This is a genomic window from Enterobacter quasimori (assembly GCF_018597345.1).
Taxonomy (GTDB): Bacteria; Pseudomonadota; Gammaproteobacteria; order Enterobacterales; family Enterobacteriaceae; genus Enterobacter; species Enterobacter mori.
On sequence record NZ_JAHEVU010000003.1, the window covers coordinates 653,341 to 667,067 of the forward strand.

Genomic DNA, 13,727 nt, shown 5'->3' on the forward strand with positions numbered 1-13,727 from the left:
CAAGCATCCATGAAAAACATGAAACTGGAGTGGAAAAGAGGTGACTGGGCGGCGTATTTCGGGTTGATGACCAACAACCTGACCAATTTGCTGACCATGATGGGGCTGCTCATTTTTGTCGTCGGCATCCCGAAGGAGATTGTTTATGGGCGCATCGCGCCGGCCTTCGGGCTGGCGGTGCTGGTCGCAAGTATTTGCTACGCCTGGTTCGGCATGCAAATGGCGCGCGCCACCGGGCGAACGGATGTCACCGCGCTGCCGTCCGGCCCCAGCGCGCCGTCCATTTTTACCGTGACCTTCCTGGTGCTGATGCCGGTGTACCAGCAAACGGGCGATGCGGATTTCGCCATTCAGATTGGCCTGGTGTGGTGCTTTGTTGAGGCGATGATCCTGGCGGGCGGTTCGTTCCTGGGGGAGACCATCCGCAAGATGATCCCGCGCACCGTGCTGCTGTCGTGCCTGTCCGGTTTGGGCCTGCTGCTGCTGGCGATGAACCCGATGCTGCAGGCGTTCGAAGCGCCGACCGTGTCGTTTATCGTGCTGCTGCTGATCTTTATTAACTGGTTCGGTAAAAAGCCCATTTTCGCCAAAATCCCGACCGGCCTGCTGTTGCTGGTTGCAGGAACGGCGCTAGCGTGGCTCTCGGGTCTGCAAAGCCCGGAAGCGATTAAAGCGTCCATGTCATCCTTCGGCTTTAACCCGCCGCAGGTGCACATAGAAGGCTTCCTGCAGGGCCTGCCGCACGCGCTGCCGTATCTTGCCTCTGCCGTACCGCTGGGGCTGGCGAACTACATCTTTGACCTGGAAAACATCGAAAGCGCCCACGCGGCGGGGGATGAATACCCGACCCGCAAGGTGATGCTGGCGAACGGTCTGGCCTCCATGCTCGGTTGCCTGATGGGGAACCCGTTCCCGGTGACGGTCTACGTCGGCCATCCCGGCTGGAAAGCGATGGGGGCGAGCATCGGCTATACGCTGGCCTCCGGCGTAACCATGTTCATCGTGCCGCTGTTCGGGCTGGGGGCGTTTATGCTCGCCATCATACCGATGACCGCCATCGTGCCGATTCTGGTGTTTATCGGCGTCGTGACGGCCAACCAGGTGGTGAGGGAAACGCCCAAAGTGGAGGTGCCCGTCATCTTCATCTGCCTGTTCCCGTGGATCGCCAACTGGGCGCTGACCATGATGAACAGCGTGATGGGCGCGGCGGGCACGAATGCCGCCAAAATCGGTACCGACGTGCTGCACAGTAAAGGGATCTACTACGAAGGATTAGTCCATCTGGGGAACGGGGCACCGCTCGCCAGCATGCTGTGGGGCTGTATCGCCATTTTCGCCATCATCAACAAACCGCTGCGCGGCGCCGTGGCCGCGGCGGGCGGGGCACTGCTGGCGCTGTTCGGGGTGATCCACGCTCCGGTCGTGGGCTTTGCCGAAGGCAGTTCGCTGATGTTCGTCACCGCGTATCTGATGATGGGCGGCATGTTTGTGGTGAAGCATGTGCTGGATAGCCGCGAAGCGGCGAGCGCTGCGCCGGGTACCGTTGCGAAGGAGCACGTATGAAAGAGCTTATGGTTGTCGCCATTGGCGGTAACAGCATTATCAAAGACAACGCCAGCCAGTCGGTTGAACATCAGGCGCAGGCGGTGAAAGCGGTGGCAGAGTCGGTGCTGGAAATGCTGGCCTCCGACTATGACATCGTGCTCACCCACGGCAACGGCCCCCAGGTGGGGCTGGATCTGCGCCGTGCCGAAATCGCCCACGAGCGGGAAGGACTGCCGCTGACCCCGCTGGCAAACTGCGTGGCGGACACCCAGGGCGGTATCGGCTACCTGATCCAGCAGGCGCTCAACAATTGCCTGGCCGTGCGCGGGGAGCAAAAAGCGGTCACGGTCGTCACGCAGGTGGAGGTGGATAAAAACGATCCCGGCTTTGCGCACCCGACGAAACCTATCGGCGCGTTCTTCAGCGAGGCGCAGCGCGACGAGCTGCAGCGCGCGCACCCGGACTGGCATTTTGTTGAGGATTCCGGTCGGGGCTACCGTCGCGTGGTGGCTTCACCCCAGCCGCTGCGCATCGTTGAGGCCGACGCCATCAAGACGCTGACGCAAAAAGGCTTTGTGGTGATCGGCGCGGGCGGCGGGGGGATCCCCGTTGTTCGCAGTGAGCAGGGGGATTACCGGAGCGTCGACGCGGTGATTGATAAAGATCTCTCTACCGCGCTGCTGGCACGCGAGATCCGCGCCGACGTGCTGGTGATTACCACCGGCGTGGAGAAGGTGTGCATCAACTTCGGCAAGCCAAACCAGCAGGCGCTGGACACCGTTAACGTGGCGCAGATGAGGCGTTATATGGAGGAAGGCCACTTCCCGGCAGGAAGCATGCTGCCCAAAATCGTCGCCTCGCTGGAATTTTTAAAACACGGCGGCAGGCGGGTGATTATCACCTCTCCAGACTGCCTGCCCGCGGCGCTGCGTGGAGAAACCGGCACCCATATCGTTAATGAAGGAAGATAAGATGAGTGAAAATAAAAGCCGTCGCGAGTTTATCAGCCAGAGCGGCAAAATGGTCACCGCCTGCGCGCTGTTTGGCGCCACCGGCTCCGTCGCGTATGCTGCTGACTCCGCAAAGCCAACCTGCGAGACCGGCAAACCGATGAGCATCACCGCAAAACATTACTATCTGGACAACGTGCTGCTCGAAGCCGGGTTCAACTTTGACGGCAGCGTGGCGACGAGCACCCGCACCGAGCTGAAAACGCTGGAAATCAAGGACGGGAAGATCGTCGCCCTGCGCGACAACAAAAGCCATGCCGACGCCACGCTGCCGCACTACGATGCGGGCAACAAGCTGATGCTCCCGGCGATGCGCGACATGCACATCCACCTGGATAAAACCTTCTACGGCGGCCCGTGGCGATCCCTCAACCGCCCAGCGGGCACCACGATTCAGGACATGATCCGCCTTGAGCAGAAGCTGCTGCCCGAGCTGCAGCCCTACACCCAGGAGCGTGCGGAAAAGCTGATCGATCTGATCCAGTCGAAAGGCTCCACCATCGCCCGCAGCCACTGCAACATTGAGCCGGTTTCCGGCCTGAAAAACCTGGAAAACCTGCAGGCGGTCCTGGCGCGCCGCAAAGCGGGTTTTGACTGCGAAATCGTCGCCTTCCCGCAGCACGGGCTGCTGCTGTCGAATTCTGAAAAGCTGATGCGCGAGGCGATGCAGGCCGGGGCGCACTACGTGGGCGGGCTGGATCCAACCAACGTTGACGGCGCGATGGAGAAATCCCTCGATACCATGTTCCAGATTGCGCTGGACTACGACAAAGGGGTGGACATTCACCTGCACGAAACCAGCCCGGCGGGCGTGGCGGCGGTGAACTACATGGTCGAAACCGTGGAGAAAACGCCGGCGCTGAAGGGGAAACTCACCATCAGCCACGCCTTCGCGCTGGCGACGCTCAACGAGCAGCAGGTGGATGAGATCGCCACCCGCATGGCGGCGCAGCAGGTGACCATCGCCTCCACCGTGCCGATTGGCACCCTGCATATGCCGCTGAAGCAGCTGCGCGAGAAGGGCGTGTTTGTGATGACGGGGACCGACAGCGTAATCGACCACTGGTCGCCGTACGGTCTGGGGGACATGCTGGAAAAAGCGAATCTCTATGCGCAGCTCTACATCCGCCCCAACGAGCAGACGCTCTCCCGCGCGCTCGGTATCGCCACCGGCGACGTGCTGCCGCTGAACGACAAAGGCGAGCGCGTGTGGCCGAAAGCGCAGGACGACGCCAGCTTTGTGCTGGTGGATGCCTCCTGTTCCGCCGAAGCGGTGGCGCGCATTTCCCCGCGTACCGCGACGTTCCATAAAGGAAATCTGGTCTGGGGTACGGTGGGATAAACGCGAGCCGGGTGGCGGCTTCGCCTTACCCGGCCTACTGAAACCCTCAAATTGTAGGCCGGGTAAGCGCAGCGCCACCCGGCAATGTTTTATACTGGGCGTCGCATTCTTAAAGAGGGATCTGCCATGGCACAAAACATCTACGACAACCCGGCATTTTTCGAAGGCTACGCCCAGCTTCCGCGTTCGGTGCAGGGGCTGGACGGCGCGCCGGAGTGGCCCGCGCTTAAGGCCATGCTGCCGGACTTAACCGGCAAATCGGTTGTCGATCTCGGCTGCGGCTACGGCTGGTTCTGCCGCGCGGCGAGGGAGCTGGGCGCTGCTGACGTCACGGGCGTTGATATCTCCGAAAAGATGCTCGCCCGCGCAGCGGAGCTTACCGCGGACCCACTGATTCACTATCAGCGTAGCGATCTGGACTCTCTCAGCCTCGACGAAACCAGCGTCGATCTGGTCTACAGCTCGCTGGCGCTGCACTACCTGCCGGAGCTGGATACCCTGTTTGCGAAGGTTCAGCGCGCGCTTAAGCCCGGCGGCAGCCTGGTCTTTTCCATGGAGCACCCCATTTACACCTGCGCCACCCGTCAGGGCTGGCTGACCGACGATAGCGGCGAGCGGTTCTGGGGCGTGAATCATTATCAGGACGAAGGCCAGCGCGTCAGCAACTGGCTGGCGGACGGGGTGATCAAATACCACCGCACGCTGGGCACCACGCTTAACGCGCTCATCAGGGCTGGATTAACGATAAGCGAGGTCAACGAGTGGGGGCCAGCGCAGGCGCAGATTGACGCCTGGCCCGCGCTGGCCGAAGAGGCGGAGCGCCCGATGCTGGTGCTGATCGCCGCCCGTAAGGCTCAGTAACCCACTTTATACACGCGTCCGCTCTGCACGCCTTCCACGCTGCGACGGTAGGCCTGCGCCACGGTCGCGGCGGGAACGCTCTCAAAGCCCGGGAAGAATCCGTCGTACGCTTCGACGGATTCGGTGAGTACCGTCGGGCTAATCAGGTTGATACGGATCCCGCGCGGCAGCTCGCAGGCGGCAGCGCGCACAAACCCTTCCAGCGCCGCATTTACCGTGGTGGCATTCACGCCCTGCGCAATCGGCTCGTGCGCCACAATTCCGCTTATCAGCGTAATCGAGCCGCCTTCATTCAGGTAGTGCTGGCCGGTCAGCGCCAGGCGCACCTGCCCGAGCAGTTTATCCTGCAGGCCCTGGTTAAAGTCGCTGTCTTTCATGGTCGCGAGCGGGCCGAAGTAGAGGCCACCGCTGGCGGACACAATCGCATCCACCTGACCGATTTTCTCGAAGAGCGCCTGAACGCTCGCCTGCGAGGTGATATCCACCTGCTCGTCGCCCTGCGTGCGACCGACGCGGATGACCTCGTGGCGACGACTCAGCGCTTCCGTTACCGCACGACCGACCGTACCGCTGGCACCAATAATGACGATTTTCATAGCTGACTCCTTCTGTTGTGAGACTTCATTCTTTAATAAATAAAAAGTCAGATAAACTGGGCTAACGTTAGAAGATTGCTAACCAGAGGTTCGGAATATGGATAAGCTACGCGGTATGGAGACGTTTATTGCGGTGGTGGAAAGCGGCAGCTTTACCGGCGCAGCGTCACGGCTGGAGATGTCGGCGGTGATGGTGGGCAAGTACGTTGCGCTGCTGGAAGCACAGCTCGGCACACGCCTGCTGGAGCGTAACACGCGCCGTCAGAGCCTGACGGATGCCGGACGCGTCTATTTCGACGAGGCGAAGCGGGTGCTGGAGCAGGTCTCCATCGCCGAAAGCGCGGTGGAACGGCTGCGTGCTGCACCTGCCGGAACGTTGCGCGTCACGGCGCCCACGTCGTTTGGCGGCTGCGTGATCGCCCCGCTGACGGCAACCTTTTTACAGCGCTACCCGGAGGTACGCATTGAGCTGGATCTCACCAACCGGATGGTCGATCTGGTGGAGGAGGGCGTCGATCTGGCCATTCGCATTGGTGACGTTCGTAATGACGATCTGGTGGCGAAATACCTGTGCCCCTACAACATGGTGATCTGCGCCGCACCGGACTATTTAGCGCGACACGGCACGCCGCAAACGCCAGACGATCTGGTGGATCATCTGTGTCTTTCGCACACGGTGTGGACGGCACGCAACGAGTGGCGGCTGCCGGGCGTGGAAGGGGAGGTGCGCTGGAAGCGGGATGCGATATTAAGATGTAACGACGGCTACGGCTTACGCATGGCGGCGCGGGCCGGGGCGGGGCTGTTGCTGCAACCGGAAGTGCTGGTGGCGGAAGAGCTGGCAAGCGGCAGGCTGGTGCGGGTGCTGGAGCCGTTCACGCCCGCGCCAAGGCCGGTGCATTTACTGTGGCGTCAGGATTTACGTCAACTGCCTAAGCTTACGGAATTTATCGCCCATATTCTGCTAAGATTGGGCACAATATAAAAAAAGAAGGTAATCAAAGAATGTCTGCAAACAAACTCGCCAGCAGCGCGCAGGGCCTGCAATCATCTGCCATCCGTGAATTATTAAAACATAGCAAAATGGCCGGCGTCATTTCGCTGGGCGGGGGGATTCCTAATCCCGATCTGTTCGATCGCGAAGGGCTTAAAATTGCTGCCGATACCGTCTTATCACAGCATTTTGGCGAGGCGTTCCAGTACGGCCTGACGGAAGGCGTCCCGGGACTGCGCGAGGAAATTAAACGCATCTGCGAGGGGCGCGGTATCGCCTGTAAGGCCGATGATGTCGTGATTACTTCCGGCTCGCAGCAATCGCTTGACGTGCTGGCGCGTGCCTTAATCAACCCGGGTGACACCGTTGTGGTTGAGCGTCCAACCTATCTTGCCGCGCTGCAGGTCTTCGGCCTGGCGCAGGCGAATTTTGAATCCGTTGGCACCGACGGCGACGGCATGAAGGTGGATGAGCTTGAGGCCCTGGTGGCAAAGAAAGCCATCAAAGCGGTCTATATTGTTCCGACGTTTGGCAACCCTGGCGGGGTAACTCTTTCTGAAGCGCGCCGTAAACAGCTGGTGGAATTATCGAAGCGCTATGACTTCGTGATTATTGAAGACGATCCGTACAGCGAAATTAATTATACCGATGAAGTCTTCCGCCCGTTAATTGCCCATGCCAAAGATATCGGCAATGAAGAGAACGTGGTGTATACCTCGACCTTCTCTAAAATTCTCGCGCCGGGGACTCGCGTAGGCTGGGTGCTGGTACCGGAATGGCTGAAGCGCGCGGTAGTGAACCTTAAGCAAACCACCGATCTGCACACCAGCACGCTGTCGCAGCTGATGACGTATGAGTACCTGAAGACCGGCCGTCTGGCCGATCAGATTAAAACGATCCGCGAAGCCTATCGCCAGAAATACCAGACGTTTGCAACCGAACTGGAGGCCGAGCTGGGCGATGTGATGTCGTTCCACAAGCCGAAGGGCGGCATGTTCCTGTGGGCGAAAATGAACAACGGCATCAACACGACGAAATGGCTGGAAAAAACCTTGAGCAACGGCGTGGTATTTGTGCCGGGCGAGTTTTTCTACTGCAATGAACCGGACCAGACAACGCTGCGCATGTCATTCGTCACACCAACGGATGAGCAGCTAAAAGAAGCGGTTCGACGTTTGAAGATCTCCCTGTAACAGAGCGCGCATAACGGCAGTTGCCGTTGTGCGCGCAGGGTGAGCTTATTGCGTGGCGTGGGCGAGCGTGAGGTCTGAAGCATCGCCGCCGATCGTCTGCGTCACTTCATGGATACGACAGATTTTCCCCTCGCGCAGTGCGGCAAACATATACACCTCTAATTCCGTCTGGCGACCATCAGGATACGTCACCGTAGCCCAGTGTCGGTCTGCTAAAAGATTCTCGTGACAGGCCAGCTCTTCTACCCTGAATGCGATCGCGCGGATCTGCGAGCGAACGTGGTTCAGGTGCTGCATAAAACCCCGATAATCAAGCGCGTGACCATCCGTGTACTGCTGGTAATCGGGCGTAAACACCTCTGCGGGATCTAATTCACCTTTGAACAAGCGGCTTAACAGGCACGCCATTTTTTCGCGCTGTAGGATATTGTCAGGCTGGGCTATCAGGGTTGTGATGATGCTCATGTTGGCTCCTTGTGTCGTTGAGCCACCATTATCCTTGACAGTCGACGGCGCAGTTTCTGTAATGCGTCGATGAATAACGATTTTCGGTCAAAATGAGATGGTCAGTTTTGAAACGCTCCGTCATCCCGGCGGGTATCGAACGCCATGGCACAGTCATCGCACCGGCCAGCTGTGGCGCATTGCAACGGGTCTGCTGGTCATTGAGACGCTGCAGGCGCGCTCGGTCGTACCGGCAAAACACATCGGCTGGCTCCCGCCAGGTCAGCAGCACGCCGCTTTTTCTGAAAGCGCGATAGAAGGCTGCGCTATCTATCTTGACCCCGCCTGCTGTGCAGGGCTTCCCGATGCGCCCGCGCTGTTCGAGCCCGACGATCTTACTCATGCACTGTTTTCCCGTTTATGTGGTGCAGAAAACGAGTACGATCCGCGAAAGCTGACTTTGCTGCTGGATGAGCTTGCCCTGACGCCCCAGGCTCACTTTTCTCTTCCCGTGCCGACGGATCCGCGTCTGAAGAACGTGGTCAGCCATTTGCTGCAGTTTGTCGATGATAACCAGACGGTCGAGAGCCATGCTATTCATGCTGGGATGAGCGTGCGTACGTTCAACCGTCGGTTTAGTGTCCAGACCGGAATGAACTTTGTTAACTGGCGGCAGCTGGCACGCGTCATGCGGGCAATGGAGTGGCTGGCGGCGGGGAAGCCGGTAGGGTGGATTGCGCTGTCCTGCGGCTACAGCAGCGTCAGCGCATTTATTGAGGTTTTCAGAGCATGGACCGGTAAAACGCCGGGGCAGTGGGCGATGTTGCGGTCTGATGCTCTCCCCACGTCCCGCTCAGCTTTACAATGTAGGCCGGGTAAGGCGAAGCCGCCACCCGGCGATTGACTACCGCTCCCTCAGCGCCTCTTTCGCCCGGTTAAACGGCTTAATCAGATAATCCAGCACCGTTTTCTCGCCGGTCTTAATGTCCACCGTGGCAATCATCCCCGGCACAATCGAGAAGTGCCTGCCCGCCTTATTCACCAGGTAATCCTGGCTGGTGCGGATAAATACCCGGTAATAGAACACTTCCGGCTTGGCTTCATCCTGTATGGTGTCCGGCGAAATGGTTTCCACCACGCCGTGCAGCCCGCCGTAGATGGCATAATCGTACGCGGTGATCTTAACCAGCGCCTCCTGGTTCGGGTGGATAAAGGCAATATCGCGAGGCGACAGGCGGGTTTCAATCAGCAGGTGATCGTCCACCGGCACAATCTCCATCAGCTCGCCGTTGGGCGGGATCACGCCGCCGATGGTGGTGACCTTGATGTTTTTGACGATCCCGCGCACCGGGGATTTTACCGTCAGACGGGTGACGGAATCCTGACGGCCCTTGAGGATCGCAGAAACCATATCCACCTCCGCGTTGGCCTTGGAGAGCGCCTCGCGGGCCTGAACGTAATACTGCGAGCGCACGTCGGTGAGCTTCAGCTCCAGATCGCTTTTCTGCCGCTGCAGACGCAGCACCTCCACGTGGCTGGCGGCGCCGGTTTTGACCAGCCGCTGGGTGATGGCCAGCTCTTTATTCGCCAGATCTAACGCGGCGCGCAGCTCCCGCTGGGTATCTTCCAGCTGCGCGCGGCGCGAGTTGTAGAGCCGCGTTTCGTCGGCAATCAGATCCGGCCATTTTGCCAGCGAAGGGGGGAACTTCAGCGGGAGATCGTTCACCTCGGCGTACAGGCGGGCGCTGGAGGCCAGTGAAGCCCGGTAGCGCGCCGCGCTTTCGCCGACGTTGGATTCGGAACGGGTTGGATCAAGCCGCGCCAGCACCTGCCCGGCCTGCACCTGATCCCCCTCGTGGACGTTCAGCTCGGTGAGGATCCCGCCGTCCAGCGACTGTAAGACCTGCTCGCGCGAGCTGGGGATCACTTTACCCGAGCCGGTTGAGACCTCATCCAGCATGCCAAACCACGCCCAGACGCCCAGCACCACAAACATCAGCAGCGAGAAGATCACGATCCGCCGCGCGCCGGTGTAGCCGCTTTCGGAGTCGAGGGCGTTATCCAGATCGTCCATTGCGGCCACGTCACGCTGACTGATTTTCATTTTTCCACTCCCGTCCGGTTGCCTGCTGCTGTTGCTGCATGCGGCTGTTGCTCAGGGCCTGCGCTTTTGGCGCATCCATCACCAGCATCCCTTCTTTCAACACCACCACGCGCTCCACCAGCTCCAGCACCGGGACGCGGTGGGTGGCGACAACCAGCGTACGGTTGCCAAGCCAGGCGTTAAGGCGCTGGATAAATTCCCGCTCGGTGTGTTCGTCAAGCGACGCCGTGGGTTCGTCCATCAGCACGATATTCGGATCGCGCAGAAGCATGCGCGCCAGCAGAATGGACTGCCGCTGCCCGCCGGACAGCCCCACGCCATTCTCCATAATCGCGTAGTCCAGCCCCTTCGGCAGCTTCTGCACAAAGCTCGCCGCGCCGCATATCTCCAGCACCTCAAAAATCTCTTCATCGGTGGCGCGCGGCATACCCAGCGTGATGTTCTCGCGCAGGGTGCCGTAAAACAGCCGCGCGTTCTGGGTCATAAAGCCGACGTTGCGCCGCACGTCCGCCACGTCGAGATGGGGCAGGCTGAAGTTGTCGAGCCGCAGCTCGCCGCCCGCCAGATCCATCCCGCCTGCCATCGCCTGCAGCAGGGTGGACTTGCCCGCGCCGTTGCGCCCGAGGATCGCCACTTTCTCGCCGGGTTTGATCTCCAGACGGTTGATGCGCAGCGCCATGCGGGGATCTTCCGGGTGATAGCGGAACTGCGCCTGCTCGAACAGGTAATGGCCGCGCAGCACGTCCTGGCGGATCGGCGTCTCTTCGCGCTGGTTCTCGGTGGGCAGCTGCATAATGCTGTCCAGCCCCTCTTTGGCGGCCTTCACCTGCTGCCAGCGGGCCAGCACGCCGCAAAGGGTCGCCATCGGAGCGATCATGCGGGAGGCCAGCATTGAGGCGGCCACCACCGAGCCGGTGGTTAGGGTACCGTCGATCACCATCGGCGCGCCGACCACGATGACGCCTGCGTAGACCAGACTTTGAATGGTCATCCCCCAGCTGATCAGGTTCTGCGTCAGCTCGCGGGTGCGCAGGCCGGACTCGGCGGTGATCTGGATGTAGCTGTTCCACTGCTGCAAAAAGCGGTTTTCCGCCTGCATCAATTTGATGTCCTCCAGCCCCTGCACGCTCTCCACCAGCACCGCGTTGCGCAGGGTGGATTCGTGTGCCGACTGTTTCGCCAGCTCCGCCAGCCGCTTTTGCAGCAGCAGGCCTGGCAGCACCATGATCACCGCCGCGACCGGGGCGATCCACGCCAGCTGCGGCGCGATGATCGCCAGCACCACCACAAAGAGGAGGAAGAAAGGCAGGTCAACAATCGTGGAGATGGTAGAGGAGGTGACCATCTCGCGGATCTGCTCCAGCTCGCGCAGCTGGGAAATGAAGCTGCCGGTGGAGCGGGGGATGGCGCTGTTGCGCAGGCGTAGCGCATGGCCAAAGACGCGATCCGACACGCGCAGATCCGAGCGCTTGCCCAGCAGATCCATAATGTGCCCGCGCGCCACGCGCAGCACAAAACCAAACAGCGTGGCGATCAGCACCCCAATAGTCAGAACGTACAGCGTCGGGTAGGACTGGGCCGGGATCACCCTGTCGTAAACCTGCATGGAAAACACGATCCCCGAAAGCGACAGCACGTTGATAAACAGCGCGGCGAGCATGACCCAGCTGTAGGGGCGAAGATCGCGCATCACCAGCCGGTAGAGCCAGTCCGGGCGGTATTTAGAGATATAGGCATCCACCCGGCTGTCCTTCAGGGCGGACAGGGGACGCAGGGCTATCACGTGGCGAATCGCCGGAAGCATTGCCGTCATCGACAGGCGGTTCGTGTGCGCAGTGTCGTCGAAAAAACTCACTTCGAGGGTGTCTTCCCCGTCAAAGCGATCGATGACTCCGATTTTTCCGTCGTTCAGCTCGACCACCACCGGCAGACGCCAGCTGTTGATAGACGGCCGATCGGCCGTCAGCAGCTGGAACGACAGCCCGGCCTCGCGGGCAAGCTGCGTCAGGGCCGGCACCATCGGCTTCCCCTTCAGCCATGGCGCCCCCGCCAGCAGCGCACCGGGGGAACAGGCGACGCGATAACGCGTTGCCACGTAGCCAAACGCATGCGCCCACTGTTCCAGCGCAGCATCCTTCATGGGTTCACCCTGTGGGACATCACGTTGCTTCATGGCTGGATCTCCACGGTCTGGATGGTGCGGTTATCAAGATCGAACGCGTGGCGTAAGCGCCCGGTGTTGTACAGGCAGTTGAGCTGAAGTTGATGCAGCTGTCCGGCGGTTTGCTGCTGGGTGAAACGCGCCTGATAGACCTCCTGCTCGGCGTTGAGCACGTCGAGCAGCGGACGCGAGCCCAGGTCGAGATACTGCTGCTGATACAGCTCGCGGGTGCGGGCGCTGAGCGCTTCCTGACGCCCCTGAATTTGCAGCGTGGCCATCAGGCTCATTACCTGGCTGCGCGCTTCGAGCAGTTTTTGCCGCACGTCGAGGCGGGTGCGCTGAATGGTAGACTGAGCCGACTCGACCGCGTGTCCGGCCGCATTGCGACGGGCGGTCAGGCCGCCGCCCTGATAGAGCGGCATCTGCACTTTGACCCAGGCGGAATACTGGGTGCGATCCCGCGTTTCGTTGCCCGCATAGCGATCGTTGAGGTAATGGCGCACTTCGGGCTCAAGCGAAATGGTCGGCGTCATCTGCGCGTTGGCATTGTCAAGGTTAGCCTGCGCGACGTTGGCCTGCGCCCAGGCGGCTAAGACGGCGGGCACCAGGCGATCGTCCGGCTCGGCGATGTCGCAGCTGCGCGCCAGACTTTGTGGGAAATCGTTGCTGACCGTGTTCAGACTGTCCCAGCCGAGAAAGCTCATCAGCGTGGCGCGGGCGCTGTCGAGGCTGGCCTGATACTGCATCAGCTGCGCGCGTGCGCCTTCGATACGGGCATCGGTCTGCACCACGTCAGAGAGTGAGGTGGCCCCTTCGTCATTGCGCAGCTTCGTCAGCTTTCCGATAGAGGAGAGGGCATCAAGCTGCTCTTTGGCGGTGTCCACCATCTGCTGCAAGGTTTGAACCTGCACCATGGCGATGGCGGTATCGTGGGCGATGGTGTCAATGCTGACCAGCACGTTAGCCTGCTGCTGGGCGACGCCTGCGCTTTCGGCGCGCACCTGGCTCGCCACTTTGCCGAAGTCGTAGAGCATTTGCGAGAGGGAGAGCACCAGCGACGGCGTGAAGCCGTTGTCGTCACCGTCGTGGGTATAGCCGTTCTCCATTCCGGCATTGATTTGCGGATAGTATTTCGATTTGGCGACGTCCACGTTTTCGCTCTGCTGGTAGAGTTTACCTACCGCTTCGCTGATGGCCGGGTGCCAGGTGACGGCACGGTTTACGGCTTCGCCCAGCTGCAGCGTGCCGGGCGCGGCTTTTGTGGCCACCGGGGCCACGCGGCCGTTCAAAGAGGGGAGTTCCTGCGTTTCGCTGAGTTGTTCGGCATTGATCGTTCCCGCCGGGTTGGCAGCTAGAGCGGGCACAGATATCAGGCAGCACGAGAGCCACCAGTAAGGCATCTTCTTTCCCATGTCTTGTCCCTAATAAAATGGTACAGCTTTATTGTTGTGCCCGGGCGCTGTGCGCCCGGGTCAGG

The 13,727-nt window shown here is 60.5% G+C and carries 12 protein-coding genes; 7 read left to right on the forward strand and 5 right to left on the reverse strand.

The window, feature by feature from the left end; translation table 11 throughout:
* Positions 1-9: 9 nt before the first annotated feature.
* The 4 genes from KK102_RS15230 to KK102_RS15245 all read left to right on the forward strand — a co-directional run bounded on the left by KK102_RS15230 (position 10) and on the right by KK102_RS15245 (position 4,758).
* Entirely contained in the window at positions 10-1,563 is a 1,554-nt protein-coding gene (locus KK102_RS15230; protein ID WP_216357938.1) for a xanthine permease, read from the forward strand.
* Positions 1,560-2,516, forward strand: a complete 957-nt coding sequence (locus KK102_RS15235; protein WP_216357939.1) for a carbamate kinase family protein — start codon at positions 1,560-1,562, stop codon at positions 2,514-2,516. The genes KK102_RS15230 and KK102_RS15235 overlap by 4 nt, the downstream gene beginning before the upstream one ends.
* A 1-nt stretch (position 2,517) precedes the next feature.
* Positions 2,518-3,897 carry an amidohydrolase family protein gene (locus KK102_RS15240; RefSeq protein WP_216357940.1) on the forward strand — a complete coding sequence of 460 codons (1,380 nt, stop codon included), beginning with the start codon at positions 2,518-2,520 and terminating at the stop codon, positions 3,895-3,897.
* Positions 3,898-4,023: 126 nt separating this feature from the next.
* On the forward strand, positions 4,024-4,758 hold the full coding sequence (locus KK102_RS15245; RefSeq protein ID WP_216357941.1) for a class I SAM-dependent methyltransferase: 735 nt from the start codon (positions 4,024-4,026) through the stop codon (positions 4,756-4,758).
* Here KK102_RS15245 and KK102_RS15250 read toward each other — a convergent pair.
* The gene (locus tag KK102_RS15250) at positions 4,752-5,354 is read right to left on the reverse strand and encodes a short chain dehydrogenase (protein ID WP_216357942.1); all 603 of its coding nucleotides are present in this window, start codon (positions 5,352-5,354) and stop codon (positions 4,752-4,754) included. The two genes, KK102_RS15245 and KK102_RS15250, sit on opposite strands and share 7 nt — an antisense overlap.
* Before the next feature lie 97 nt (positions 5,355-5,451).
* Between KK102_RS15250 and KK102_RS15255 the strand changes: the two genes are divergently transcribed.
* Positions 5,452-6,339, forward strand: a complete 888-nt coding sequence (locus tag KK102_RS15255) for a LysR family transcriptional regulator (protein WP_216357943.1) — start codon at positions 5,452-5,454, stop codon at positions 6,337-6,339.
* 20 nt (positions 6,340-6,359) lie between these two features.
* On the forward strand, positions 6,360-7,541 hold the full coding sequence (locus KK102_RS15260) for an aminotransferase-like domain-containing protein (protein ID WP_216357944.1): 1,182 nt from the start codon (positions 6,360-6,362) through the stop codon (positions 7,539-7,541).
* Between the two features lie 45 nt (positions 7,542-7,586).
* Here the strand turns inward: KK102_RS15260 and KK102_RS15265 are convergent, their stop codons facing one another.
* Positions 7,587-8,006: a nuclear transport factor 2 family protein gene (locus tag KK102_RS15265; RefSeq protein WP_216357945.1), complete on the reverse strand. Its 420-nt coding sequence runs from the start codon at positions 8,004-8,006 to the stop codon at positions 7,587-7,589.
* A 97-nt stretch (positions 8,007-8,103) separates the two neighbouring features.
* Between KK102_RS15265 and KK102_RS15270 the strand changes: the two genes are divergently transcribed.
* Entirely contained in the window at positions 8,104-8,889 is a 786-nt protein-coding gene (locus KK102_RS15270; RefSeq protein WP_216357946.1) for an AraC family transcriptional regulator, read from the forward strand.
* Here the strand turns inward: KK102_RS15270 and KK102_RS15275 are convergent, their stop codons facing one another.
* Genes KK102_RS15275 through KK102_RS15285 form a run of 3 tightly spaced genes read right to left on the reverse strand, consistent with a single transcriptional unit; the run spans position 8,890 to position 13,662 of the window.
* Positions 8,890-10,059 carry a beta-barrel domain-containing protein gene (locus tag KK102_RS15275; RefSeq protein WP_152540067.1) on the reverse strand — a complete coding sequence of 390 codons (1,170 nt, stop codon included), beginning with the start codon at positions 10,057-10,059 and terminating at the stop codon, positions 8,890-8,892.
* A gap of 10 nt (positions 10,060-10,069) precedes the next feature.
* A complete protein-coding gene (locus KK102_RS15280) occupies positions 10,070-12,262 on the reverse strand; it encodes a type I secretion system permease/ATPase (RefSeq protein WP_216357947.1) in 2,193 nt (730 codons plus the stop codon).
* Positions 12,259-13,662: a TolC family outer membrane protein gene (locus KK102_RS15285; RefSeq protein WP_126544805.1), complete on the reverse strand. Its 1,404-nt coding sequence runs from the start codon at positions 13,660-13,662 to the stop codon at positions 12,259-12,261. Before KK102_RS15285 ends, KK102_RS15280 begins: the two co-directional genes overlap by 4 nt.
* Between the last annotated feature and the right edge of the window lie 65 nt (positions 13,663-13,727).

Coding starts and splice junctions, on each gene's coding strand:
- KK102_RS15230 (WP_216357938.1), top strand. CDS start 10: ATGAAAAACATGAAACTGGAGTGGAAAAGAGGTGACTGGGCGGCGTAT.
- KK102_RS15235 (WP_216357939.1), top strand. CDS start 1,560: ATGAAAGAGCTTATGGTTGTCGCCATTGGCGGTAACAGCATTATCAAA.
- KK102_RS15240 (WP_216357940.1), top strand. CDS start 2,518: ATGAGTGAAAATAAAAGCCGTCGCGAGTTTATCAGCCAGAGCGGCAAA.
- KK102_RS15245 (WP_216357941.1), top strand. CDS start 4,024: ATGGCACAAAACATCTACGACAACCCGGCATTTTTCGAAGGCTACGCC.
- KK102_RS15250 (WP_216357942.1), bottom strand. CDS start 5,354: ATGAAAATCGTCATTATTGGTGCCAGCGGTACGGTCGGTCGTGCGGTA.
- KK102_RS15255 (WP_216357943.1), top strand. CDS start 5,452: ATGGATAAGCTACGCGGTATGGAGACGTTTATTGCGGTGGTGGAAAGC.
- KK102_RS15260 (WP_216357944.1), top strand. CDS start 6,360: ATGTCTGCAAACAAACTCGCCAGCAGCGCGCAGGGCCTGCAATCATCT.
- KK102_RS15265 (WP_216357945.1), bottom strand. CDS start 8,006: ATGAGCATCATCACAACCCTGATAGCCCAGCCTGACAATATCCTACAG.
- KK102_RS15270 (WP_216357946.1), top strand. CDS start 8,104: ATGGTCAGTTTTGAAACGCTCCGTCATCCCGGCGGGTATCGAACGCCA.
- KK102_RS15275 (WP_152540067.1), bottom strand. CDS start 10,059: ATGGACGATCTGGATAACGCCCTCGACTCCGAAAGCGGCTACACCGGC.
- KK102_RS15280 (WP_216357947.1), bottom strand. CDS start 12,262: ATGAAGCAACGTGATGTCCCACAGGGTGAACCCATGAAGGATGCTGCG.
- KK102_RS15285 (WP_126544805.1), bottom strand. CDS start 13,662: ATGGGAAAGAAGATGCCTTACTGGTGGCTCTCGTGCTGCCTGATATCT.